We start from the raw sequence: 21,059 nt of genomic DNA, 5'->3' as shown, positions 1-21,059 counted from the left end.
CCGGGTCACGAGCCGTCGGCGGCGCAGCACCGCCCACCTTCCCGGACCGGGCACAGATCGCCGCAGGACGGCACCCCCGGCAGGCGCTGGCGCAGGCAGCAGGTGCGCCGCCGCCGGTCGCACAGGGCCCGGGCGAGCGGGCTGAGGGCGCAAGCCGGCCCGCCGCACCAGCCGAGGCAGGTCGCGACCTCCGGGCGGGCCAGGGTCTCGGGCTCGCCGAGCTCGCGCGCGACGTAGTCGAGGATCACCGCCGCGTTGCCCCAGATCACCCGGGGGGCGATGCCGCATTGCGCCCGGCACAGTTCGACGAAGGGCCGCAGATGATCCTCGATCAGGCCCGCGAGCCCGGGCGAGCCGCCCTCCGGCGCCTCCGGCCGCACCAGGAACCGGGCCGGGCGGCCCGCCCCGTCGAGTTCGAGGCGCGTCGTCGCGAAGGTGAGCGGCAGCGGCCGGCCCAGGCGCACGAGCGCCGTCATCGCCGGGGTGGCGAGCGGCGCGAGGTAGAACTGGCTCCAGTACGAGACCAGCGCCCGCCGATCGACCGCACCGGACCTCGAGCCGAGCCCGGCCTCGAAGGCGGAGAGGGTGGCGTCGAACACCGCGGGATCGTGCAGGGCGGAGAGCGGTGTCGCCGCGCGGCCCCCGGGATCGGCGGCGACCCCGTCGCGGTAGGTGCCGAGCGAGGCAGGCACATGGGGTGCGAGGTCGGGGATCATCGCGCGGTCCCTCGCCCCGCCGCCCGGTCGGTCCGCAGGGTGCGGGCGATCGTGAGCGCCAGCCACGCCAGGGCCGCCGCGTAGAGCGGCAGCGTGGCGGTGAAGTAGCCCGGCCAGCCCGCCCAGCCGGCGAGCGCCGGGGCGGCGACGCGCAAAGGCATCGCCGCGAAGAAGGCGGCGCCGAACAGGAGCGCGTAATCGGTGGCGGGGCGCGGTCCCTGCGACCAGCGGTAGATCATGTTGAACACCGGCACCCCGAGGAAGCCGCCGAAGACGAAGTTCAGGATCGTGGCCGTCACGGCGAGATCCGCGGAGCGGAGCGCGCAGGACGCCGCCATCAGGCCGCCGGCGGCGAGCACGCCGGTCCCGCCGAAGGCGATCAGCCGCACGGTGCCGAACCGGGTGGCGAGGCCCCCGGCCATCGCTGCCATCACCAGGTTGACCGCCGGCAGGACGGTGCCGGTGAGGAAGCCGACCCGGGTCAGCGGCACCCCGAGATCGAGCAGCGCCAGGGTGTTGGGGCCGCCGATGAGATAGGCGGCGGCGAAATAGGCGCCGAGCGCCGCGATGCGGCCGGTGAGCACCCGCAGGCGCGCGAACCCGCCCGACCGGCGCTCGGGGACCCCGCCGGCCCCCTGCAGCCGCGCCTCCGGATAGGCGAGGATCGGCAGCAGGCAGAGCGCGTCGAGGGCGGCGCAGCCGAGCAACGCCGCCGGCCAGCCCAAGGCGTCGTAGGAGCCGACCAGCACGCCGACGCCCAGGATGCCCCCGAGCGATCCGCCGCAGAGCTTGGCCGAGGCGACGAAGGCCCGCCTGTCCGCGGGCACGGTCTCGACCACCAGCGCTTCGAGCGCGATGTCCATGGTGGCGACGCAGGCGCACGTCGCGATGGCGAGCGCCAGCAAGGCCGGCAGCGGCCAGTCCTCGCCGAGGCTCAAGCCCACGAGCAGCGCGACCGTGGCACCCTGCGCCGCGACGATCCAGCCGAGGCGGCGGCCGAGAAAAGGCAGGCGCACCCGGTCGAGCACGGCCGCCCACAGGAAGGTCAGCCCGACCGGCAGGTTGATGAGCTGCAACAGCCCGACGCCGCCGAGGTCGAGTCCCCGCGCCCGCAGGATCAGCGGCGCCCCGCCCGACAGGAAGCCGAGCGTGGCCCCGAAGGTCACGTAGAGGCAGAAGAACGGGGCGAGCGGGCGCCATCCGGCGAGGAGACCGTGGGCGTTGCGGATCGCGGCGGCGTGCCTCACCGCGGGGGGAGCCCGCTTGCCGTGAGAACCAGGCGGTACTTTGGAATCACACTAATTCTTCTTTGCGTACAGTGACTTGCAGATTACGGGGGTGGGCCCCGGTCCGCAAGGGCGCCGCCGCGCCCGTCGGGCACAGGCCGCTGTCCCGTCGCGCGCGGAATTCGGCCCGGCCCTACTGCGCGAGGCCGTTGGTCACGAGGCAGGAGCGCACCGCGTTGAGTGCGGTCGCGAGGGCGGCGTTGCCGGCGCTCCCGTCCGTCGGGAGGGCACCCGACAGTTTGCACCGTCCGACCGGTGCGGCGCCGTTGAAGCCGACGGCGCCGGCGACGCGCAGAGCGGTGCCGAATTCGTGGGTATCGGGCCCGAGGAACTGGAACCGGTTCGTGGCCGTGTCCACGCGCTGCATGTAGGGGGTCGTGTTGCTCAGATAGGCGAGGCCCGCATTGCTTTGGTTGGCGACGACCGCGCTGAAGACGGGATGATTCGCCAGATAGGCCCGCGCCGTCGCCGCCGATGCGACGCCGTTGCCGAGGGCGAGGCCCGACAGGCTGCTGCCCGTGCTGACGAAGGTCGCGTTGCCGGTATTGTCGACCTTGATGTTCGGCCCCACCGGCATCGGCGTGCCGTTGCCGCCGTCCAGGTCGATGATGTGGAGGTCGCCGACGGAGACCGCGCCGGGGCGGTCGGCGACCGCCTCGACCTTGATGGCGCTGCCGGCCGAGAGGGTGCGCACGGTGATCTGCCCGGCGCTGTCGCCCGGGACGGCCGCCTGGACCAGCAGGGCCGCCCCCGACCCGCCGACCGGCTGGTCCCGGATGAAGGCGAATTCCAGGTTGTCGGCGTTCGACAGCCGCACGCCCACGCCGTCGGCGTGACGGCAGATGATCTCGATCCCCGTCATCAACGAGGTGTTGCCGTTGAAGGAGGTTCCGCCGAAGTTCACGCAGCCGAGAGAGCCCGTGCCGCGCCCCGGATCCTGGCGCATCTGCAACGACACCTGCCCGTATTGATTGTCCCCGGCCTCGCCGAGCTGCTGCGCTTGGCCCTTGCGGACGCGGTAATCCGGGTAGGTGTCGTAGAGCGCCGCTTCGGTGCCGGGGGACACCGCATTGGCCAGATAGAGGCGGTGCAGCGCGTGGGTCACGGAGGTGACATGGAGGAGGCGGGGTGCGATCCCCGCGCCATCGACCATGAGGTTGTCGAAGCCGCCGCCCACCGTCTTGAAGTTCTGCGCCGGCGGCACGCCGCGCTCGGCGGCCGTCTGCGACCGGTGGCGCAGGACCGTGACCGGCGCCGTCGGGAGAATGCGCGTCCCGACCGGCGGCGCACCGGTATCGTGGCTGCTGCCCATGCCCTGCCCGCGCACGAGGACGTAGCTGAACCTGTTGTCCAGCGTGCGGTCCACCCAGATGTCGCCCGCGGGAAGCTGGAGGGTGCCGCCGCTGCGGGCACCCAGTGCCGCCATCGCGCGGTTGATGGCGATCCCGTTCTGGGCCGCCTTGGACTTGTCGCCGGCGACGACGCCCCACCACCCGGCGGGGATGACGGGGCCCGAGAGGTCGAGCTGGAACCACGTCCCGGCGGCATCCTGCACGGCCATCGGGCCGGCCGCGGTGCCGCGGACGTAGCGGGCGGCGGCACCCTCGTCCCCCGCCGAGGCGAACCCGCTGACGACGAACGATCGCAGCGGGACGGCCCGCCCCCCGATCTCGCCGCGCGTCATGTCGAGCGTCGGGACCACGCTGCCCAGGGCCGCCGTCGCGCCGTCCGCCAGCGTCAGGCGAGCCCCGGAAACGCCGCCCTGTCCGGGCCCTGCCGGAGCGGGGCCGGCGTCGTTGGCCGGACGGTTCGGCACGGGTCCGGGAAGCGCGGCACCCTGGGCCAGGGCGGGCGCCGGCGCGAGGCTCGAGGCGGCGATCATGACCAGAGGGGGAAGACGCATGCCGTACCTCGCTGCGGGATGGGAGCCGACCGCCCGGAATCCTCGCGGAGGGAAGCCGGCCGCACGATCGCGCGGCCATATCACGGAGCCGGGGCGGCCCCGACCCCTGTGCCCGACCCCTGTGCCCCGACGGCCCGTCCCCCGATGAATTCTCGACCTCGCCGGCGTCATTAACGATCCGGTAACCACGCTGCGCGCTTCATGGCTTTCGGTAACAACTCGTCAACCGCCGTGACCAGCATCAGCCTCACCCGCCCCTCCCTCCCGCTGCGCGGCCGCTCGTTCCGGGCGCTCGTGCTCGCGCCGGAGACGCCGCTCGGCGACTGGTTCTCGCACCTGGATGCCCTGGTGCAGCGCTCGCCGACGCTCTTCTCCGAGCGCGCCGTGATTCTGGACGTCTCGGGCCTGGCCAAGGACTCCCTCCGGGGAGATGCGGCCGGCCCCGAGGCGGCCGAGCCCGCCGAGGGCGACCACGATGCCGCGGCGGCGACGCCCGACATCGCCGGCCTCCTCGACGAGCTCAAGCAGCGCGGCATCCGCATCATGGGTGTCGAGAAGGCCGAGCCGGCCTGGCTCGGCCCGGCGCTGCCGCCTCTGCTCAGCGGCGGCCGCCCGGCCGAGATGGCGGAGCCGGAAGCCAAGGCCCCCGAGCCCGTCAAGCCGCCGGAGCCGCGCAAGCCGAACTCCCTCGTCCTCGAGACCCCGCTGCGCTCCGGCCAGTCGGTCTATCACCCGGAAGGCGACGTGACGGTGATGGGCTCGGTCGCCTCCGGCGCCGAGATCCTGGCCGGCGGCTCGATCCACGTCTACGGGGCCCTGCGCGGCCGCGCCATCGCGGGCGCGGGCGGCAATCCCCGGGCACGGATCTGCTGCCGCAAGTTCGAGCCCGAGCTGATCGGCATCGACGGCCTGTTCCGTACCGCCGACACCACCGATCCGAAGCTGCGCAAGAAGGCGGTCCAGGTCTGGCTCGAGGGGGAAACCCTCCGCATCGCCGCCCTGGACTGAACGACAGGACGGCCGGGCAGGCTCGTCGCGGGCGCCCCGGCGCCCCGGTCCGCCCGGCGAGACACGCAACCAATCCCGTGAGCGTGCGGCCCGGATCCCGGGACGCCGCCTCATCCCGATGACTCGGGGGAGCACTCCCAATGGCCAAGATCATAGTGGTGACGTCCGGCAAGGGCGGGGTGGGCAAGACCACCACGACGGCGGCGCTGGGGGCCGCCCTCGCCCAGGCCGGGCAGAACGTCTGCGTCGTCGACTTCGACGTGGGCCTGCGCAACCTCGACCTCATCATGGGCGCCGAGCGCCGGGTCGTCTACGACCTCATCAACGTCGTCCAGGGCGATGCCAAGCTGCCGCAGGCGCTGATCCGCGACAAGCGCCTCGACACGCTGTCGCTGCTCCCCGCCTCGCAGACCCGGGACAAGGACGCGCTCACCGACGAGGGCGTCGCCCGCGTCGTCGGCGAGCTTCGCGAAAAATTCGACTGGGTGATCTGCGACAGCCCGGCCGGCATCGAGCGCGGGGCGACGCTCGCCATGCGCCACGCCGACATCGCGGTGGTCGTCACCAATCCCGAGGTCTCCTCGGTGCGCGATTCCGACCGCATCATCGGGCTCCTCGATTCCAAGACCGAGCGCGCCAAGAACGGCGAGCGCCTGGACAAGCACCTGATCCTCACCCGCTACGACCCCAACCGGGCCGAGCGCGGCGAGATGCTGAAGATCGACGACGTGCTGGAGATCCTGTCGATCCCGCTGCTCGCCGTGATCCCGGAGAGCGAGGAGGTCTTGAAGGCCTCGAACCTCGGCAGCCCGGTCACGCTGAACGCGCCCCAGAGCGCGCCGGCCCGGGCCTATACCGATGCGGTGCGCCGCCTGAAGGGCGAGACGGTCGAGATGATCGTACCGAGCGAGAAGCGCTCGCTGTTGGGCAAACTCTTCCCCCGGAGGGCGGCATGAACCTGCTGAGCCTGCTGTCGCGCCGCGGAACGGCGCCGGTGGCGCGCGAGCGCCTTCAGATCCTGCTGGCCCACGAGCGCACCGCCTTCGGCCGCTCGGACCTGGTGGCGGTGTTGCGCGAGGAGATCCTCGCGGTGATCGCCAAGCACGTCGCGATCGACCAGGAGAAGGTGAAGATCACCATGGAGCGGGGCGACGCCGTCTCGACCCTGGAGATCGACGTCGAGCTGCCGAAGGCCGTCCACCGGGCCGCCTGACTCCCGGCATCTCGGTTCCTGCGCCCCTTGCGCTCAAGGCCTGCCCGCGCGATGTCCATCGCCAGGGGCCGGACGGAGCGAGCTGTTGGCGGACGCCTTTCCACTGCACGACAGACTGGCCCTGGTCACCGGGGCCGGCAGCGGCATCGGCGCGGCCCTGTCCTTAAGCCTCGCCCGGAAAGGCGCCCGCCTCGTTCTCGTCGACCGCGATCCCGACGGCCTCGCCCGCAGCGAGGCCGCGATCCGGGCGCTGGGATGCGAGGTCGGCGCCCATTGCTTCGACCTCACGGATTCCGACCGCATCGCCGCCTTGCCCGACGCGGTCGCCGCCCGGCACGGGCCGCTCGATCTCCTGGTCAACAATGCGGGCGTGGCGCTGGCCGGCCGCTTCGCCGATCTCGAACTCAGCGATTTCGACTGGCTGATGGACGTGAACTTCCGCGCCGTGGTGCGGATGACCCACGCCTTCTTAGGCCAGCTGGAGAGCCGGCCGGCGGCGCAGATCGTCAACCTGTCGAGCCTCTACGGCATCGTCGCCCCGCCGGGCCAGACGGCCTACGCGGCGAGCAAGTTCGCGGTGCGCGGCTTCTCCGAGGCGCTGCGGCACGAATATGCCGGCACCACCCTCGGGGTCAGCGTGGTGCATCCGGGCGGCGTCGCCACGGCGATCGCCCGCAACGCCCGCGCCGGCCCGCGCCTCGACCCAGACGCGGTCGCGAGCGGCAAGGCCGCGGCCGAGCGCTACCTGCGCTTGTCCCCCGAGGCGGCGGCCGCGCGCATCCTGCGCGGCATCGTCCGGCGGGAGCCTCGCATCATCGTCGGGCGCGATGCCGCCCAGGTCACGCTGATCCAGCGCCTGATGCCGGTGCGCTACTGGTCGCTGATCGCCCGCGCCATGGAGTAGAGCATGCCGAGCCTGCGCGCCCACGTCTTCGACTGGATCATCCGCTTTCAGGTGAAGCCGAGATTCGCCCGCACCGGCGGCGACGTCGCGGCGGTGCGGCGGCTCATGAACCAGGCGAAGTTCCCCGAGCCGCCCGGCATCGTGTTTCGCGAGGGCAGCGTCGGCGGCGTCCCGGGCGAGTGGGCCGAGCGCCCCGACCTCGCAACCGATGCCCCGCGCCTGTTCTACCTGCATGGCGGCGGCTTCATCGCCTGCTCGCCCCGCACCCACCGGTCGGTCACCGGCGGCTTCGCGCTGCGGGGCTTCCGGGTGTTCTGCCCCGATTACCGGCTCGCCCCCGAGCACCCGTTCCCGGCCGCCCTCGACGATGCGGCGGCGGCCTGGTCGGCCTTCGCGGCCGCCGGGCCCGCCGGCATCGCGGGGGATTCCGCCGGCGGCAACCTCTCGCTCGCGCTGATGCTGCGGGCGCGCCGGGACGGGCTGACGCTGCCCACCGCCGCGGTACTGTTCTCGCCCTCGACCGACATGCTGGGCGAGGGCGAATCGATGCGCAGCAACGCCCGCCGCGACGCGATGTTCGATCCGACGAAGCTCCAGGACCTCGTCGAGGCCTATCTCGCCGGGCACGACCCCGCCGACCCGCTCGCCTCGCCCCTGCGCGGCGATCTCGCCGGGCTGCCGCCGCTGCTGTTCCATGTCGGCGCCCGGGAGGTGCTGCGCGACGATTCGGTGCGCTTCGTCGAGAAGGCGAGGGCCGCGGGCGTCTCCGCCGCCGTGACGGTCTGGCCGGTGGTGCCGCATGTCTGGCAGCTCGCCCAGACCTTCCTGCCCGAGGCCCGCCGCTCCCTCTCCGAGGCCGCCGCCTTCCTGAAGAGCCACGCGCGGGTGCCGGAGGCCGTCCGGTGACGGCATCGTCGGCCGCGCCGTGGCCGGACAAGCCCCTCGCCGTGCTGGTGATCGGGGCCGGCTTCTCCGGTCTCGCCATGGCGATCCGCTGCCGGCAATCCGGCATCGACGACCTGCTGGTGGTGGAGAAGGCGGGCGCGGTCGGCGGCACCTGGCACGAGAACACCTATCCGGGCGCGGCCTGCGACATCCCGGCCCATCTCTACGCCCTGTCCTTCGCCCCGAAGCCCGACTGGACCCGCACCTATGCCGGCCAGCCCGAGATCGCCGCCTATCTGCGCGAGCTGGTCGAGCGGTTCGACCTCAAGAACCACATCGCCCTCTCCACCGCCGTCACCGGCGCGGTCTGGGACGGGACGCGGTCCCTGTGGCGGGTCGAGACCGAGCGCGGCCCGCTGGAGGCCCGGGTGCTGGTCTCCGGCATGGGGGCCCTGCACCACCCGGCGATTCCCGCCATTCCCGGCCTGCACACCTATCTCGGCCCGCTCTTCCACACCTCCGGATGGGACCACGGCGTCCCGCTTCAGGGGAAGCGCGTCGGGGTGATCGGCACGGGGGCGAGCGCGATCCAGGTCGTGCCGGCCATCGCCCCGCAAGTGGGGCATCTCACCCTGTTCCAGCGCACGGCCCCCTGGGTGATGCCGCGCAACGACCGGCCGATCGGCAAAGGCCTCCAGGCGCTGTTTCGCCGGCTGCCCGCTGCGCGCCGGCTGTTGCGCGCGGTCCAGTTCTGGACCCGGGAGGCGCGGGCGGCCTTGGGCTTCACCCGGGTCTCGGGCCTCACGCGGCTGGCCGAGGCCGCGAGCCGGCATCATCTGCGTAAGCAGGTCGCCGATCCCTCCTTACGGGCGAAGCTCGTGCCGCCCTACCGCCTCGGCTGCAAGCGGGTGCTGCTCTCGGACGAGTACTACCCGGCCCTGACCCGGCCGAACGTGACCCTGGAGACCGACCCGATCCGCACGGTGACGCCGGACGGGGTGACGATGCAGGACGGCCGCCACCACCCCCTCGACGTTCTGGTGCTGGCCACCGGCTTCGACGTCACCGCCTCGCTCGCCCGGGTGCCGGTGGTCGGCCGCGACGGGCTGATCCTGGCGCGCGCCTGGGGCGAGCGGGTGGCGGCGCATCGCGGCCTGGCGCTTGCGGGCTTTCCCAACTTCTTCATGCTGCTCGGGCCGAATACGGGCTTGGGCCACAACTCCGTTGTGCTGATGATCGAGGCGCAGGTCGAGTACGTGCTCGCCTGCCTCGCCGAGATGAAGGCGCGCAACCTCGCGGCGATCGAGCCGACGCCGGAGGCGCAGGCGCGCGACCTCGCCGAACTCGAGGCCCGGCTCTCAGACAGCATCTGGCAGCAGGGCGGCTGCGCCAGCTGGTACCAGGATGCGCAAGGGCGCAACGTCGCGCTCTGGCCCGGCACGGTGGTGGCCTACCAGCGGGCGATGCGGGCGCCGGACTGGTCCGAATTCGTGCTGACGCCGGTGTGAGCGTGCGGGCTCACATATCGCCTCTGATGGCCAACCCGTTGTGAGAACGCGCTCATTGCCCTCCCCCTTGTGGGGAGGGGCCAGGGGTGGGGGTGGTGCCGGATAGACCTCGGCAGTGCCTCCTGCACCACCCCTACCCCCGAATCCCTCCCCACAAGGGGGAGGGGAGGCGCTTGATCTTTCAACGACGCAGTACGATCGAGCCGGCTTGGCGGGACCGCTCCGCCGCAAGAGTCGTGGGACGCATGCTTGCGCTGCAGCGATAGCGCTTTGCGCCCGTCACAGACGCGTGCTATCGGCCGGTGCCAACTCAAGACGGGCGGATCGCATCGTGCGACGCCGATCCCGCGGTTTCTCTCAAGGGTGCTGCACGCACCAGGAGTTGGTTCATGGCCCGCATCAGCACCGATTCGATCATCGAGGGCCTGACCTTCGACGACGTCCTGCTCCGCCCCGCCGCATCCTCGGTGATGCCGGCCGAGGTGAATCTCGGCACCCGCCTCACCCGCACGATCCGGCTCAACATGCCGATCATCGCCTCGGCGATGGATACGGTGACCGAGGCCCGGATGGCCATCGCGATGGCGCAGAACGGCGGCCTCGGGGTGATCCACCGCAATCTCGAGCCGCCGGAACAGGCCGAGCAGGTGCGGCTGGTCAAGAAGTACGAGTCCGGCATGGTGCTCAACCCGATCACCATCCACCCGGACGAGACCCTGGCCGACGCCTACGGGCTGATGCGCCACCACGGCATCTCGGGCATCCCGGTGGTCGAGCGCGGCCCCAACGGCTCGCGCGGCAAGCTCGTCGGCATCCTGACCAACCGCGACACGCGGTTCGCCACCAACCAGAGCCAGCCGGTCGCCGAGCTGATGACCCGCGACCGGCTGATCACCGTGCGCGAGGGCGTGACCCAGGACGAGGCCAAGCGCCTGCTGCACCAGTTCCGCATCGAGAAGCTGCTCGTCGTCGACGACCACTACCGCTGCATCGGGCTCATCACCGTCAAGGACATCGAGAAGCAGGTCGCCTACCCCAACGCCATCAAGGACGAGCAGGGCCGCCTGCGGGTGGCGGCGGCCACCACCACGGGCGATGGCGGGTTCGAGCGGGCCGAGCGCCTGATCGATGCCGGGTGCGACGTGATCGTGGTCGATACGGCGCATGGCCACTCGGCCAAGGTGCTGGAGAGCGTGCGCCGGGTGAAGACCCTCTCGAACGCCGTGCAGGTCATCGCCGGCAACGTCGCGACCCGCGAGGGCGCGAAGGCGCTGATCGATGCCGGCGCCGACGCCATCAAGGTCGGCATCGGCCCGGGCTCGATCTGCACCACCCGCATCGTCGCCGGCGTCGGCGTGCCCCAGCTCACCGCCATCATGGAGGCGGTCGAGGCCGGCAACGAGGCCGACGTACCGGTGATCGCCGATGGCGGCATCAAGTATTCCGGCGACCTCGCCAAGGCGATCGCCGCCGGCGCCTCGGTGGCGATGCTCGGCTCTCTCTTGGCCGGCACCGACGAGGCGCCCGGCGAGGTCTTCCTGTACCAGGGCCGCTCGTACAAGAGCTACCGCGGCATGGGCTCGGTCGGCGCCATGGCGCGCGGCTCGGCCGACCGCTACTTCCAGGCCGAGGTCAGCGACACCCACAAGCTCGTGCCCGAGGGCATCGAGGGCCAGGTCCCCTACAAGGGCCCGGTCGCGGCGGTGCTGCACCAGCTCATGGGGGGGCTACGCGCCGCCATGGGCTATGTCGGCGCCCCGACGATCCCGGAGATGCAGGAGAAGGTGCAATTCATCCGCATCACCAATGCCGGCCTGCGCGAGAGCCACGTCCACGACGTGACGATCACCCGCGAGAGCCCGAACTATCCGGGGCGGGTGTGATCGATTGATCTCAAAGGTCGCAAGACGACGACCTTTGGCTTCATGTGTGGTGTACCGCAGGTCGGTTCATCGATACGTTCGGCTGTCCCGCTCATAGCCTCATCTTTAGATGTCGGTCGATCGAAGATGGACCGACACGATTTTCGGTTGTTTGGTCCAGCTCAGGTTTCGGCTCGGCGGTGTCGGGGAGCCGGTGGAAGCCTTTGGGCCGTGCGGATGATATCGGTCCGCTCGCCCAAGGCCTCGCAGCGCTGCTCGACCACGCGTGCCAGTTCATCCGGAGTTGGCGATGGATCGGTTGACGACGAGCGCATCGACCTGCGGCCGCAGCGTCTCGGCCGGCTGCAGTTCGGGCGTGTAGGGCAGGTAGACCAGCCGCACGCCCTCGGGCACCGCCGGGTCGGGCTTTGCGTGCCAACCGGCATTGTCGAGCGGCACCGATGCCCGGCAACACGTTCCGGCCCCGACCTCGCGAGTCCGATCATCCGGAGGCCGCATGGTCGGCTCGACATTAAAACATGGTGTCGTGCCGGCGAAAGAGGGGATTGGGAATTCCCCGCCTCCCGACACCGGAGCGTCTCCGAGCCCCATTTTCTCTCGATTGCCTCATCGCCCCGTCCGGACCCTCGACGGCATCGGACCCGGTCGAGTCCGGCCTCGTTCAACGGGTTGAGCCGTGCGCGCCGGCAGGTGCGATGACCGGTGTCGGTCGACCCGCGGCGGGACCCCTCCATCCCGACGGCGAAACTCCGCGTTTCGACGAGGCGGGTGAGGATTTCGCTCGCGCCCGTGCCGGCGAGACTGAGCCGGACTGCGCCAAGGAACCGGGACGTAGAGAGTTCGAACGCCTTGAGGAACAGGGTCTCCTTGGCACCGTAGGCATTGCAGAGCGATCCGCGCTGCACGGCCGTGCCCGGGTGAGAGCCGAGATGGACGTCACCGCGGGCCCCTGCTGGTCGAACAAATCGAGCGCCTTTTCGAGGACCGCCGGCTCATCGAACTGCCAAGCGCCGATCATTTTGCGTGACCTGCAAAATTCATGATTGACATCTACGTCAAGTTTGACAACCATGTCGAACATAACGCGATCCTCGGCCCATCGCGGGGTACGGGACAGTCAGCTCGAAAACTTGGCGCAGAGACGACATGTCGGGGTCCGGCCCCGGCCGGATCCGCGCGCCCGACCGGCATTCGAGGCTAGTTCTGACGAACGTCAGCCATGCCTGCAAAGCCGAGACTCAGCTGGATAGAACCCATGATCATCAACAATGGGAAACTATGATGTCGAGCATTCTCCAGCAGGCGCAAATCATCACAAGCGACATCCTGTCGAATGAAATCGCTCGGCGATGTCGCACAGGAAATGCCTGGCCCTCTCCAGGGCATCTCTGTGACTAAAAATTAGTCGTATAGTTTTATCAGGAATTTATAAAAAAATCATCGTCATTATATTATTTCATCATTTAATGGATTGCACTTTGTCAAATATCCAGAACGATCGTATTTCATGTCGCAATTCGCATCGTTCGATGATTTAATGTCAAATCTATGCTTCGTGGTATCTGCGCGGCTGTAAGAAGATGGAGTTCATCCGATGACCACCGCCTCGTTTTCGAGTCTGACTTTGCGAATCCCCGATGCCGAGATTCCAACAGTCGACGATACCGCTATCGTATCCCGTAACGTCCAGACATGCGCTCTCGAGCGAGACGGTTTTACCCTCATTCACCCGGATGACCTATTTCTCCAAGCCACGATGCAACGTTCGTTGATGCGCCTCGCAACCGAATTCGAGACCCTTCCGGAGGATCCGTACGGTCGCGGCGCAAATCGGTTTCGGGCACATTCCCGCGGCGTATTCATGCCGTGGAACCGGCGCGTCGAGTGGCTTCCGCCGGCCGTCAGCGAGGACGGACATCCGCAGACGGAATATTATCAGGGGCGTTACCACCCTGGCTTCACCGATACACGTCGCAGATTCAGGGCGGTCAGCCATGATGTACTCACGGGCTGCTACCTGCAGCATCTCGTCCAGAGCGACTTCGCACGGACCTTCTGGGACGAGTACGAAGCGCGTCAACCGCATCAGCTCGGCATCAGTCTTGTCAAGCTGTTGGTAGCCCCAGGTGAACTCGCTGCCTTCTCGACACCCGATCACTTGCACCAAGATGGCGAGCGTTTCACATTCGCACATTTGTTTCGTCGCGAGAATTGCATCGGTGGAGAGAATGCTATTGCGGCGCCCATTCACGCTGGCGTCCACCCCGACGAACTAGAAGAAAAAGACATCTTCGCGCGGTTCACGTTGGAACAGGCGCATGCCGGCTACGCAATCCACGACCCCGCCGTCAGTCACCACGTCGGCTCGATCCGGGCTGAAGATCCGGCGCGGCCAGCCGAACGGTCGATCATTCTGATCGACTTCACTCCGCTTCTTGCAGAGCACCACGTGTGACGTCTTTCCGCATGGTCGGCCCGGTTAGTGCCGAGCAACTTTCGCATGAAACTGGAGATACTTCATGTCTCAAGCACGTGAGCAGAGCAATACTTCTCTCGACTCGACAGGGTTGCCATCAATCGCCAATGCTGAGTTGGTTCGCCATTATGATAATGTGTTTGACTCCGACTCGATTTGGCGAATGCGTCAGCAATTACGGCGTGATGGGTATGTTCGCCTGACCAATCTTCTGACAGACGAACTAAAGGCACGACTTCGCCATGAAGTCACGGCGCTCACCGAAACGCGGTCTAGGCGTATCGACATCAAGGTGCAGACGACCGACAACTCTCCGCGGAAAATGCGGACTGTCAATTACACCGAGATTTCCAACGCTTCGCCATTCATCAGCGAACTCTACAGGTTGCCCGGTTTGCGCAGCCTGCTCGACCGGATTGCCGAGAGCGCGGTGCGGGATTGTGATTTCGACAACGAGCGCATGACCATTACGCGTCAGGATCAAATCGGCGACACGCATGGTTGGCATTGGGGCGATTACCAATGGGCATTGATCTTCATCGTCGAGGCACCGCCAATCGATCATGGCGGTATGCTGCAATGTGTCCCCCACACCATCTGGAATAAGGCGAATCCTGAAGTTCACCGGCACTTGGTCGAAAATCCGATCCGGACCTACATGCACGAAACAGGAGATATTTATTTCTTTGCAACCGACACAACTCTACATCGTACGTACCCGCTAGAGCGAGATGGGACCAGAATTATTCTGAATTTCACGTTTGCGGGCCATCGCGATCTCGAGCGCCAACACGGCCACGAGACGATGGACGCGATCTACGATTTCTAACTGGTCGACTGAACCGCGACGCTCCGGAGAGTGGGCGTCGCGGTGTCACTGATCCTCAGCCAGGGGGAGATTTTCCATGAAGATCGCACTTATGGGTACATCATTGAAAGAAAACGAGCATCGTATGCCCGTTCATCCTTCCCATCTAAAAGATATCGATGCCGCGCTCCGGTCGCGCCTCACCTTGGAACGAGGATACGGGTCAGTCTTCGGGTTAGACAGCAAAAAAATCGCCGATCTCGGATATTCGTTTGAGGATCGCGAGAGCCTTTTATCTTCCTGCGACATCGCCGTTCTGCCCAAGCCGATGCCGGGCGATCTTCTTGCTCTAAAGCCGGGAGCTATTCTCTGGGGATGGCTGCATTTCGTGCTCTATGGGCATCTCGCAGATATTTGCATTGCTCGGCGCCACACGGTTGTGACTTTCGAGGGGATGTTCGAAACTCAGAATATGAAAGGCATCGGCTCCAAACGTTCGAGGCACGTGTTCTCCGGAAATAACCGTTTGGCGGGTTATGCTGGTATCCTGCATGCGCTCAGTCTCAAGGGCCTCGACGGCCTGTACGGCCCCTCACAATCTGTCATTGTCATCGGGTTCGGCTCTGCGGGTCAAGCGGCGATTGAAGCGCTGCTTGCGCGCGGATTTGATAACATCACCGTGTATACGCGACGCCCCGTCGGCGAGGTGACTGAGCGGCCGCCCGGGGTCGCATTTCGGCAAATTTTTCGTGACGAAGCTCATGGGAGTTGTGTCGAGCCTGCCAATTCAAACGAACCTCTTGTGCCATTCGTCGATGTTTTGTCGACCGCCGATATTATCGTCAATTGCGGAGAACAAGATCCGGAAGATCCGCTCATGTATGTTCGTGAAGGTGATCTCGGTGCTTTTGACCATCGTTGCTTAATCGTCGACATCAGTTGCGACCCTGGGATGGGATTTTATTTTTCCCGTACAACAAGCTTCGAACATCCGACATACGAGTATGGGCAGGCGACGATATGCGCCGTCGACCACACACCAGCCTATCTTTGGGATGCGGCAACTTTCCAAATTTCACGCGAAGTCCTGCGCTACCTCCCCATCGTTGCTGACGGACACGACGCAATTTTCCATAATCCGGTTCTTTCAAACGCAGCCGAGATCGTTCGCGGAACAGTGCAAAACAAGAAAATTCTTACGTATCAGAAGCGGTCGACGATATACCCCCACGGACGGATCGGTGAATGAGATGATCGATCAATCTCGTAAATGCTGAATTTGCCAATCGGATTTAGATACCGTGCGCCAGCATATAAGTTTCGGACCAAATGTGCCGCCGTCCCGCGCTGGAATCAGCCATGCGGTCGTTATAAATGATATATGCTATATTGGAGGTCAGCTTTCTGTAGACATGCTCGGACGTTATCGCGCCGGTACGACCGAGGCTGAAGCTATCAACAGTTTCTTAAATCTATTTGCCGTCCTCAGTGCAGCAGGATTTGAAGTCGAAGATCTGGTTTTCCTCGGCCTGGCGCTTGCGGAGCTCGACGAGCTTCCCGCGATCAGCGCGATCTACAACCGCTTATTCCGCTCCGGCAAGAGACCTGCCCGCACAGTCGAACAGGCTGCCGGGCTACCATACGGGGCAAGGTTCCGTGTGAACGGCGTGGCTATTCGCGAGTCGCGGCGTCTACCGTGCCGCTGTATCTGCTGGAGGCAGAGCGCATGAACTCGATCCTGCACCGAACACTGGGACGCAAACCCCCGCTTGTCGCCAACGGCAAAGGCGTGTTTTTGAACGATCGCGAGGGCCGGACATATCTCGATGCATGCGGAGGCGCAGCTGTATCCTGCCTCGGCCATGGCGACGGTGAGATCGCGGCGGCAGTTTTCGCGCAAATGCGCGATGTTGCCTACGTTCACTCAAGCTTTTTTACCAGTGAGGCGACGGAATTACTCGGCGATCGCTTGGTCGGGCTCTGCGGTCCCTGGGCTCGATCGGCCCTCTTTTTCAGTAGCGGCTCCGAGTCGATGGAAGCAGCTCTTAAGTTGGCACGGCAGTATCATCTTGAGCGCGGTGAGCCCCATCGCGTGCACGTCATCGGACGCACCCTGAGTTACCATGGTGCGACATTGGGCGCTCTCGGGTTCGGCGGCCTCGAGAATCGAAAGGTTGCTTTCGCACCCTGGTTTTCGAACGACCATCGAAGCCTTGTCCAGACTTGTTATCCCTACCGCTATAAGCGGCCGGACGAGACTGATGCTGAATATGGTGGGCGTTTGGCTGCAGAGTTGGAACTGGAGATCCAACGCGTCGGAGCCACTCGGATTGCCGCTTTCGTGGCAGAGACCGTAGCCGGAGCAACGATCGGCGCAGTCCCTCCGGTCGACGGATACTTTCGCCACGTTCGTGACATTTGTAACCGGCATGGCATTATCCTCATACTCGACGAAATCATGTGCGGCATGGGGCGCTGCGGGTCTTGGCTGGCCTGTCATGACGAAGGCGTCGAGCCCGATATCGTTTGTGTGGCGAAAGGATTAGGCGGGGGATTTCAGCCGGTCGGCGCCATGGTCGTGTCCTCTCGAGTCCATTCCGTCCTTGAGGCCGGTTCCAGAAGTTTCATGCATGGGCAAACGTATATGGGCCACGCGACAGTGTGCGCCGCCGCGCTCGCCGTCATCGAAAAACTCGATCGCTTGAAGCTAGTTCGCCGTGTTGCCGATCGGGGCCCCGTTCTAGGCCAACTCTTGAGGGAGGCACTCGGCGGGCACGCTCATGTCGGCGATATCAGAGGGAGGGGCTTTTTCTGGGCCGTCGAGTTCGTCGAAGACAGAGCAACCAAGCAGCCGTTCAATTCGGGCGGCGCTGTCGCGACGCGGATCAAGGCCGCGGCGATGGAGCGGGGACTGCTGTGCTACCCTGGCGGCGGCAACCTCCCTGGCGGCTGTGGTGATCACATTCTCTTGTCGCCGCCTTTCATAACGTCCGACGAACAACTTGAGCAGATCGCTGCGAAACTAAAGGATGCGATCCATCAAGTTTTCGCCAAAGGGACGCCGCCATGAGGTGGGCGTTGTACCAGGGCCGGTTGCAAAGCGGAGATGTGAATTCGGTCGGTCCTGCAACCCAGGCAATGTGGCTGGGTGCTATGGTTTTCGACGGCGCTCGTGCATTTGAGAGTACCGCACCGGATCTCATGGGCCATTTCCCGCACTGTGTACAATCAACTCTGGCCCTGGGACTGGAGCCTGCGATCGAGGTCGACGAGATGTTCGGCATCGCAATCGAGAGCGTGCGCCACCGCCCCTCTGGAACGGAACTTTATATTGGACTTATGATCTGGGAGAAGGAGGGCGATGTTGTGCCGGATCCTCGCTCCACCCGCTTTGCACTGTCGACCGACGTCGAGCCAATTCCAAAGATGGATCCTGACCCGAGCCATATGGCGGACTCCTCCTGCAGGAGGAGGGCCCGATGACGATCCCGCGAAAAGATCTTGGGTTCGGTCCTGTGTTCAGTCTTGTTCGTTCCCTCCAACGAGAGCGAAGACGAGGTGATGGAAATGGCCAACGATATCGTCTGCGATCTCGTTTTCTATATCCAGTCGGCCGACCTCGGTCGCGCGCGGTGGCTGACGGTCGAGATGCGCGGGCAGCGTCGACATCGACGACCGAAGCCAGGATGCAGATGCTCTTGGGCGCCTACAAGCAGTCCGGTAACCGGCGTGGCTATGCGGAGCGTAGCGAAATATTGTTCGATCTCGAAGGCGTGGTCTCAAGACGTCGAAAATTTATTGCATCCTTGCGTGGTATTGTTCTACAGGTCATTGTATTGTGTTTTAGGAGACTTGCATGTTGTATGATCATTATTCAAAATAAACACTTGACATAAATCATGCCGAAAGAGTGAGATACGTGACCACTCATAACGTCGTTGCCGCGAATCGCTTTCGGGCAGGGTGCTGGATCCTCGCAGGCGCATTTGCGTTCTCGCTGATGAACGCACTGGCAAAATTTATCGCAATCGTCGGACATGCAAATATCCCATCCTTGGAGGTGACATTCTGGCGATACGCTATAGCAACTCTGGTGCTCTTGCCGGCCGTAATGTCAAAGCCGGCTCGGTTGCTGGTGGAGGCACCCTCGCGGTATCTCTGGCGGACCATCGCGGGACTCGGCGGCATCGCCCTCATGTTCGAGGCGGTCCGCAGTATTCCACTTGCTTCGGCAACGGCGATCGGTTTCACAAGTCCGATTTTCGCTATGGTGATCGCAACCTTTGCGCTCGGAGAACCGATCATCGGTCGGCGCTGGCTTGCCGCCTCCGTGGGACTTTTGGGGGCTCTCGTAATCGCAACGCCGGACTTCAACATGATCAGCACGGGAGCTTTGGTCGCACTGGCTGCGGCTGCCTTTATGGGTGCTGAAGTCGTGGGGGTTAAGTGGCTGAGCCAAACGCATGACAGTAAAATAACGATCCTCTTCTACAGCAATTTGACTGGTTCGGTGCTCGCGGGCATCTTCGCTGCGCCCGTGATGATCATGCCGAGCCTTGAGATTGTCTGGCTCTTTGTGGCGGTCGGCGTTGTCGCCGTTGTCGGTCAAGCTTGTGTCATCCAAGCCGCACGGCTGGCGGAGGCCAGTTTCTTGGCACCGTTCTTCTACGTATCGCTCATCTACGCCGCTGGGATCGGCTACGTCGCATTCGGCGAGCGACCTTCCATGCAGTCGACGATCGGGTGCGTCATCATCATGTTCAGCGCGGCTTTGACGCTGACGACACGATCGCACAGCGGCAAGCTCTCACCCCCTTTACCCGCCGAAGACTGACCCGGCCCCAGCAGTGCAGCGCGATCCTGTCCTTCTCTGCATCGCAGCTTGCATCGTCGAACTCGATCATCGCCTCGACCCTCTCCGTCTCCGCAACGATCACGACGAAGTCCGCGATCGTCTGTTCGAACTGGTTGCGCGTCAGCCAGAACGTCCTGCGGCTGAAAACCCCTCTGCGGCCCCGGGAGCGCACCCGACGGAACCCAACAAGCGACCGAAAAAAGGCCGGCGAGGTAGCAAAATTCTCTCCGGTGCCATCTTGACGCCGGTGAAAAGCGCCTCCTGGCCATTAGAGCATTGTCCGACGAAATGGATGCCGGTTCATCGAAGAAAATGCGGCAAAATCAAAGGCCTAGAGAGCTTCACGATTGCAGCGCGATCGTGAAGTGATCGAGAATTGCATTTGCAGGTTCGGTTCCCTATTCGATGGAGAGAGACAGGAATTTGCGATGTCGACTGCCTCGCTCGAAGCGATGCTGGAACTGTGGTCGACAAGCCTGCGTGAGGCCAAGGATCAGATCGGGCCGCTGTTTGCCGCGCCGAGTGTAGCCCGCCCGGCTCGAACCCGCGGACCTCCCGGTGCTCGTCGTCGACGCCGATCGTGGCCGAGACCGGCGGCCGAGCGCGGCAACAGCAAAAAGCGGGGCCGTCCGCCGCGTCATGGCTCCATCCGAAGTGGGAGCCTTCGGGAAACCCGGCGCGCGTCATGTCGCGAGCCCCGTCGCCGGCTCGCGCAGCGGGTCCTCAGCCCGCCCCGTCCCGTCCCGCCAGGTCCCGACGCACCGCCGCGGCCCCCGCGACCGTCCCGCCGGCCGCCTCGATCGCCCGCCGCGCTGCCTCTACCCAGGCTCGGTTGCCCCGCGCGGATCCCCACGGCGCGTCCTCCAGCCCGACCCGGACATGGCCGCCCCGGGGGACGGCCGCCGACACCAGCGGCAGGATGTCGACGCCGAGGCCCGCCACCATCCAGGGCGATCCCGGCGCGCATTCGGCCAGCAGCGCCAGATGGGCGTCGAGATAGCCCGGCCGCTGCGGGAAACCCCAGGCGAACTCGTCCGAGAACATGAAGCGGTAGACCGGCACCGGCGGGCGCGGCTCCAGCGCCGCGAGGGCGGCGCCGAGGCGGGTGAAGCCCGGCTCGTAGATGGCGTAGCCCGGGCGGATGCGGTGGGTGCGGGCGATGCGCAGGCCCTCGCGAATATCGGCCATCGGGTTCTCGTAGAGGAAGCCGCTCGCCTCGTCGGACGCCTCGTCATGGCGCAGGAAGGTGGTCGAACCCGGATCGCACACCGTCCACTCGATCAGGCCGCGCCGGGCCAGCTCCTCGGTATGGGCGTAGCGCGTCGCCGCGCTCGCGGCATAACCGGAGCCGGCGAGCGGGATCGTCGGGTAGACGATCGCGTCGGCCTTCGCCCGGATGCCCTCGATGATGCGGGCATAGGTCTCCCAGGCGTCGTTCTGGCGCCCGGTTTCGGGATCGTAGGCGTGGACGTGGATGATCGCCGCCCCTTCCGCCACCGCGGCGAGCCCGTCGGCCACCACCTCGTCGACGGTGATCGGGATGCCGGGCTGACGCTCGCGCCCCCACGGCCCGTTCAGGGCTGCCTCGATCCAGATCTCCGCCATCGGTGCCTC

19 protein-coding genes are annotated in these 21,059 nt (G+C 66.0%); 14 read left to right on the top strand and 5 right to left on the bottom strand.

Annotated elements, in window-relative coordinates; all coding sequences use genetic code 11:
• Positions 1–5 precede the first annotated feature (5 nt).
• The 3 genes from fhuF to AC3AOF_RS17645 form a co-directional block, all read right to left on the bottom strand.
• Entirely contained in the window at positions 6–716 is a 711-nt protein-coding gene (gene fhuF, locus AC3AOF_RS17655) for a siderophore-iron reductase FhuF (RefSeq protein ID WP_488346038.1), read from the bottom strand.
• Positions 713–1,963 carry an MFS transporter gene (locus AC3AOF_RS17650; RefSeq protein WP_488346037.1) on the bottom strand — a complete coding sequence of 417 codons (1,251 nt, stop codon included), beginning with the start codon at positions 1,961–1,963 and terminating at the stop codon, positions 713–715. The genes fhuF and AC3AOF_RS17650 overlap by 4 nt, the downstream gene beginning before the upstream one ends.
• Positions 1,964–2,135: 172 nt before the next feature.
• Positions 2,136–3,905, bottom strand: a complete 1,770-nt coding sequence (locus AC3AOF_RS17645) for a hypothetical protein (protein WP_488346036.1) — start codon at positions 3,903–3,905, stop codon at positions 2,136–2,138.
• 231 nt (positions 3,906–4,136) lie between these two features.
• On the opposite strand from AC3AOF_RS17645, the gene minC reads away from it, so the two are divergent.
• The 7 genes from minC (at position 4,137) to guaB (ending at position 11,306) form a co-directional block, all read left to right on the top strand.
• On the top strand, positions 4,137–4,913 hold the full coding sequence (minC, locus tag AC3AOF_RS17640) for a septum site-determining protein MinC (RefSeq protein WP_488346035.1): 777 nt from the start codon (positions 4,137–4,139) through the stop codon (positions 4,911–4,913).
• A gap of 140 nt (positions 4,914–5,053) precedes the next feature.
• Complete coding sequence (gene minD, locus AC3AOF_RS17635; protein ID WP_236989625.1) at positions 5,054–5,869, top strand: septum site-determining protein MinD; 816 nt, start codon at positions 5,054–5,056, stop codon at positions 5,867–5,869.
• Positions 5,866–6,126: a cell division topological specificity factor MinE gene (gene minE, locus AC3AOF_RS17630; protein ID WP_236989630.1), complete on the top strand. Its 261-nt coding sequence runs from the start codon at positions 5,866–5,868 to the stop codon at positions 6,124–6,126. Before minD ends, minE begins: the two co-directional genes overlap by 4 nt.
• An 85-nt stretch (positions 6,127–6,211) precedes the next feature.
• A complete protein-coding gene (locus tag AC3AOF_RS17625) occupies positions 6,212–7,030 on the top strand; it encodes an SDR family NAD(P)-dependent oxidoreductase (protein ID WP_488346034.1) in 819 nt (272 codons plus the stop codon).
• A 3-nt stretch (positions 7,031–7,033) separates the two neighbouring features.
• Positions 7,034–7,936: an alpha/beta hydrolase gene (locus AC3AOF_RS17620; RefSeq protein WP_488346033.1), complete on the top strand. Its 903-nt coding sequence runs from the start codon at positions 7,034–7,036 to the stop codon at positions 7,934–7,936.
• A gap of 77 nt (positions 7,937–8,013) precedes the next feature.
• Positions 8,014–9,423 (top strand): flavin-containing monooxygenase, encoded by a 1,410-nt coding sequence (locus AC3AOF_RS17615; protein ID WP_488349010.1) that lies wholly within the window; start codon positions 8,014–8,016, stop codon positions 9,421–9,423.
• Positions 9,424–9,812: 389 nt separating this feature from the next.
• Entirely contained in the window at positions 9,813–11,306 is a 1,494-nt protein-coding gene (gene guaB / locus AC3AOF_RS17610; protein ID WP_236989634.1) for an IMP dehydrogenase, read from the top strand.
• Between the two features lie 273 nt (positions 11,307–11,579).
• Here the strand turns inward: guaB and AC3AOF_RS17605 are convergent, their stop codons facing one another.
• Entirely contained in the window at positions 11,580–11,804 is a 225-nt protein-coding gene (locus tag AC3AOF_RS17605; protein WP_236989635.1) for a hypothetical protein, read from the bottom strand.
• A gap of 1,096 nt (positions 11,805–12,900) precedes the next feature.
• Between AC3AOF_RS17605 and AC3AOF_RS17600 the strand changes: the two genes are divergently transcribed.
• The 7 genes from AC3AOF_RS17600 (at position 12,901) to AC3AOF_RS17570 (ending at position 19,424) form a co-directional block, all read left to right on the top strand.
• Positions 12,901–13,761 carry a 2OG-Fe dioxygenase family protein gene (locus AC3AOF_RS17600; RefSeq protein WP_236989637.1) on the top strand — a complete coding sequence of 287 codons (861 nt, stop codon included), beginning with the start codon at positions 12,901–12,903 and terminating at the stop codon, positions 13,759–13,761.
• 64 nt (positions 13,762–13,825) lie between these two features.
• Complete coding sequence (locus AC3AOF_RS17595) at positions 13,826–14,611, top strand: HalD/BesD family halogenase (RefSeq protein ID WP_488346032.1); 786 nt, start codon at positions 13,826–13,828, stop codon at positions 14,609–14,611.
• A 76-nt stretch (positions 14,612–14,687) separates the two neighbouring features.
• Positions 14,688–15,839: a Rossmann-fold NAD(P)-binding domain-containing protein gene (locus tag AC3AOF_RS17590; RefSeq protein WP_488346031.1), complete on the top strand. Its 1,152-nt coding sequence runs from the start codon at positions 14,688–14,690 to the stop codon at positions 15,837–15,839.
• A gap of 52 nt (positions 15,840–15,891) precedes the next feature.
• Entirely contained in the window at positions 15,892–16,320 is a 429-nt protein-coding gene (locus tag AC3AOF_RS17585) for a RidA family protein (protein WP_488346030.1), read from the top strand.
• Positions 16,317–17,660 (top strand): aspartate aminotransferase family protein, encoded by a 1,344-nt coding sequence (locus AC3AOF_RS17580; protein WP_488346029.1) that lies wholly within the window; start codon positions 16,317–16,319, stop codon positions 17,658–17,660. The genes AC3AOF_RS17585 and AC3AOF_RS17580 overlap by 4 nt, the downstream gene beginning before the upstream one ends.
• Positions 17,657–18,073 (top strand): aminotransferase class IV, encoded by a 417-nt coding sequence (locus AC3AOF_RS17575; RefSeq protein ID WP_488346028.1) that lies wholly within the window; start codon positions 17,657–17,659, stop codon positions 18,071–18,073. The genes AC3AOF_RS17580 and AC3AOF_RS17575 overlap by 4 nt, the downstream gene beginning before the upstream one ends.
• 436 nt (positions 18,074–18,509) lie before the next feature.
• The gene (locus AC3AOF_RS17570) at positions 18,510–19,424 is read left to right on the top strand and encodes a DMT family transporter (protein ID WP_488346027.1); all 915 of its coding nucleotides are present in this window, start codon (positions 18,510–18,512) and stop codon (positions 19,422–19,424) included.
• A 744-nt stretch (positions 19,425–20,168) separates the two neighbouring features.
• Here AC3AOF_RS17570 and AC3AOF_RS17565 read toward each other — a convergent pair.
• Positions 20,169–21,050, bottom strand: a complete 882-nt coding sequence (locus AC3AOF_RS17565; RefSeq protein ID WP_488346026.1) for a beta-keto acid cleavage family enzyme — start codon at positions 21,048–21,050, stop codon at positions 20,169–20,171.
• Between the last annotated feature and the right edge of the window lie 9 nt (positions 21,051–21,059).

It is taken from the genome of Methylobacterium sp. 142-1Y, from assembly GCF_057747795.1.
This window is presented reverse-complemented; position numbering and strand designations above follow the sequence as displayed.

Coding starts and splice junctions, on each gene's coding strand:
- AC3AOF_RS17595 (WP_488346032.1), top strand. CDS start 13,826: ATGTCTCAAGCACGTGAGCAGAGCAATACTTCTCTCGACTCGACAGGG.
- fhuF (WP_488346038.1), bottom strand. CDS start 716: ATGATCCCCGACCTCGCACCCCATGTGCCTGCCTCGCTCGGCACCTAC.
- AC3AOF_RS17590 (WP_488346031.1), top strand. CDS start 14,688: ATGAAGATCGCACTTATGGGTACATCATTGAAAGAAAACGAGCATCGT.
- AC3AOF_RS17580 (WP_488346029.1), top strand. CDS start 16,317: ATGAACTCGATCCTGCACCGAACACTGGGACGCAAACCCCCGCTTGTC.
- AC3AOF_RS17600 (WP_236989637.1), top strand. CDS start 12,901: ATGACCACCGCCTCGTTTTCGAGTCTGACTTTGCGAATCCCCGATGCC.
- AC3AOF_RS17620 (WP_488346033.1), top strand. CDS start 7,034: ATGCCGAGCCTGCGCGCCCACGTCTTCGACTGGATCATCCGCTTTCAG.
- guaB (WP_236989634.1), top strand. CDS start 9,813: ATGGCCCGCATCAGCACCGATTCGATCATCGAGGGCCTGACCTTCGAC.
- AC3AOF_RS17605 (WP_236989635.1), bottom strand. CDS start 11,804: ATGCGGCCTCCGGATGATCGGACTCGCGAGGTCGGGGCCGGAACGTGT.
- AC3AOF_RS17575 (WP_488346028.1), top strand. CDS start 17,657: ATGAGGTGGGCGTTGTACCAGGGCCGGTTGCAAAGCGGAGATGTGAAT.
- AC3AOF_RS17615 (WP_488349010.1), top strand. CDS start 8,014: ATGGCGATCCGCTGCCGGCAATCCGGCATCGACGACCTGCTGGTGGTG.
- AC3AOF_RS17645 (WP_488346036.1), bottom strand. CDS start 3,905: ATGCGTCTTCCCCCTCTGGTCATGATCGCCGCCTCGAGCCTCGCGCCG.
- minE (WP_236989630.1), top strand. CDS start 5,866: ATGAACCTGCTGAGCCTGCTGTCGCGCCGCGGAACGGCGCCGGTGGCG.
- AC3AOF_RS17565 (WP_488346026.1), bottom strand. CDS start 21,050: ATGGCGGAGATCTGGATCGAGGCAGCCCTGAACGGGCCGTGGGGGCGC.
- minD (WP_236989625.1), top strand. CDS start 5,054: ATGGCCAAGATCATAGTGGTGACGTCCGGCAAGGGCGGGGTGGGCAAG.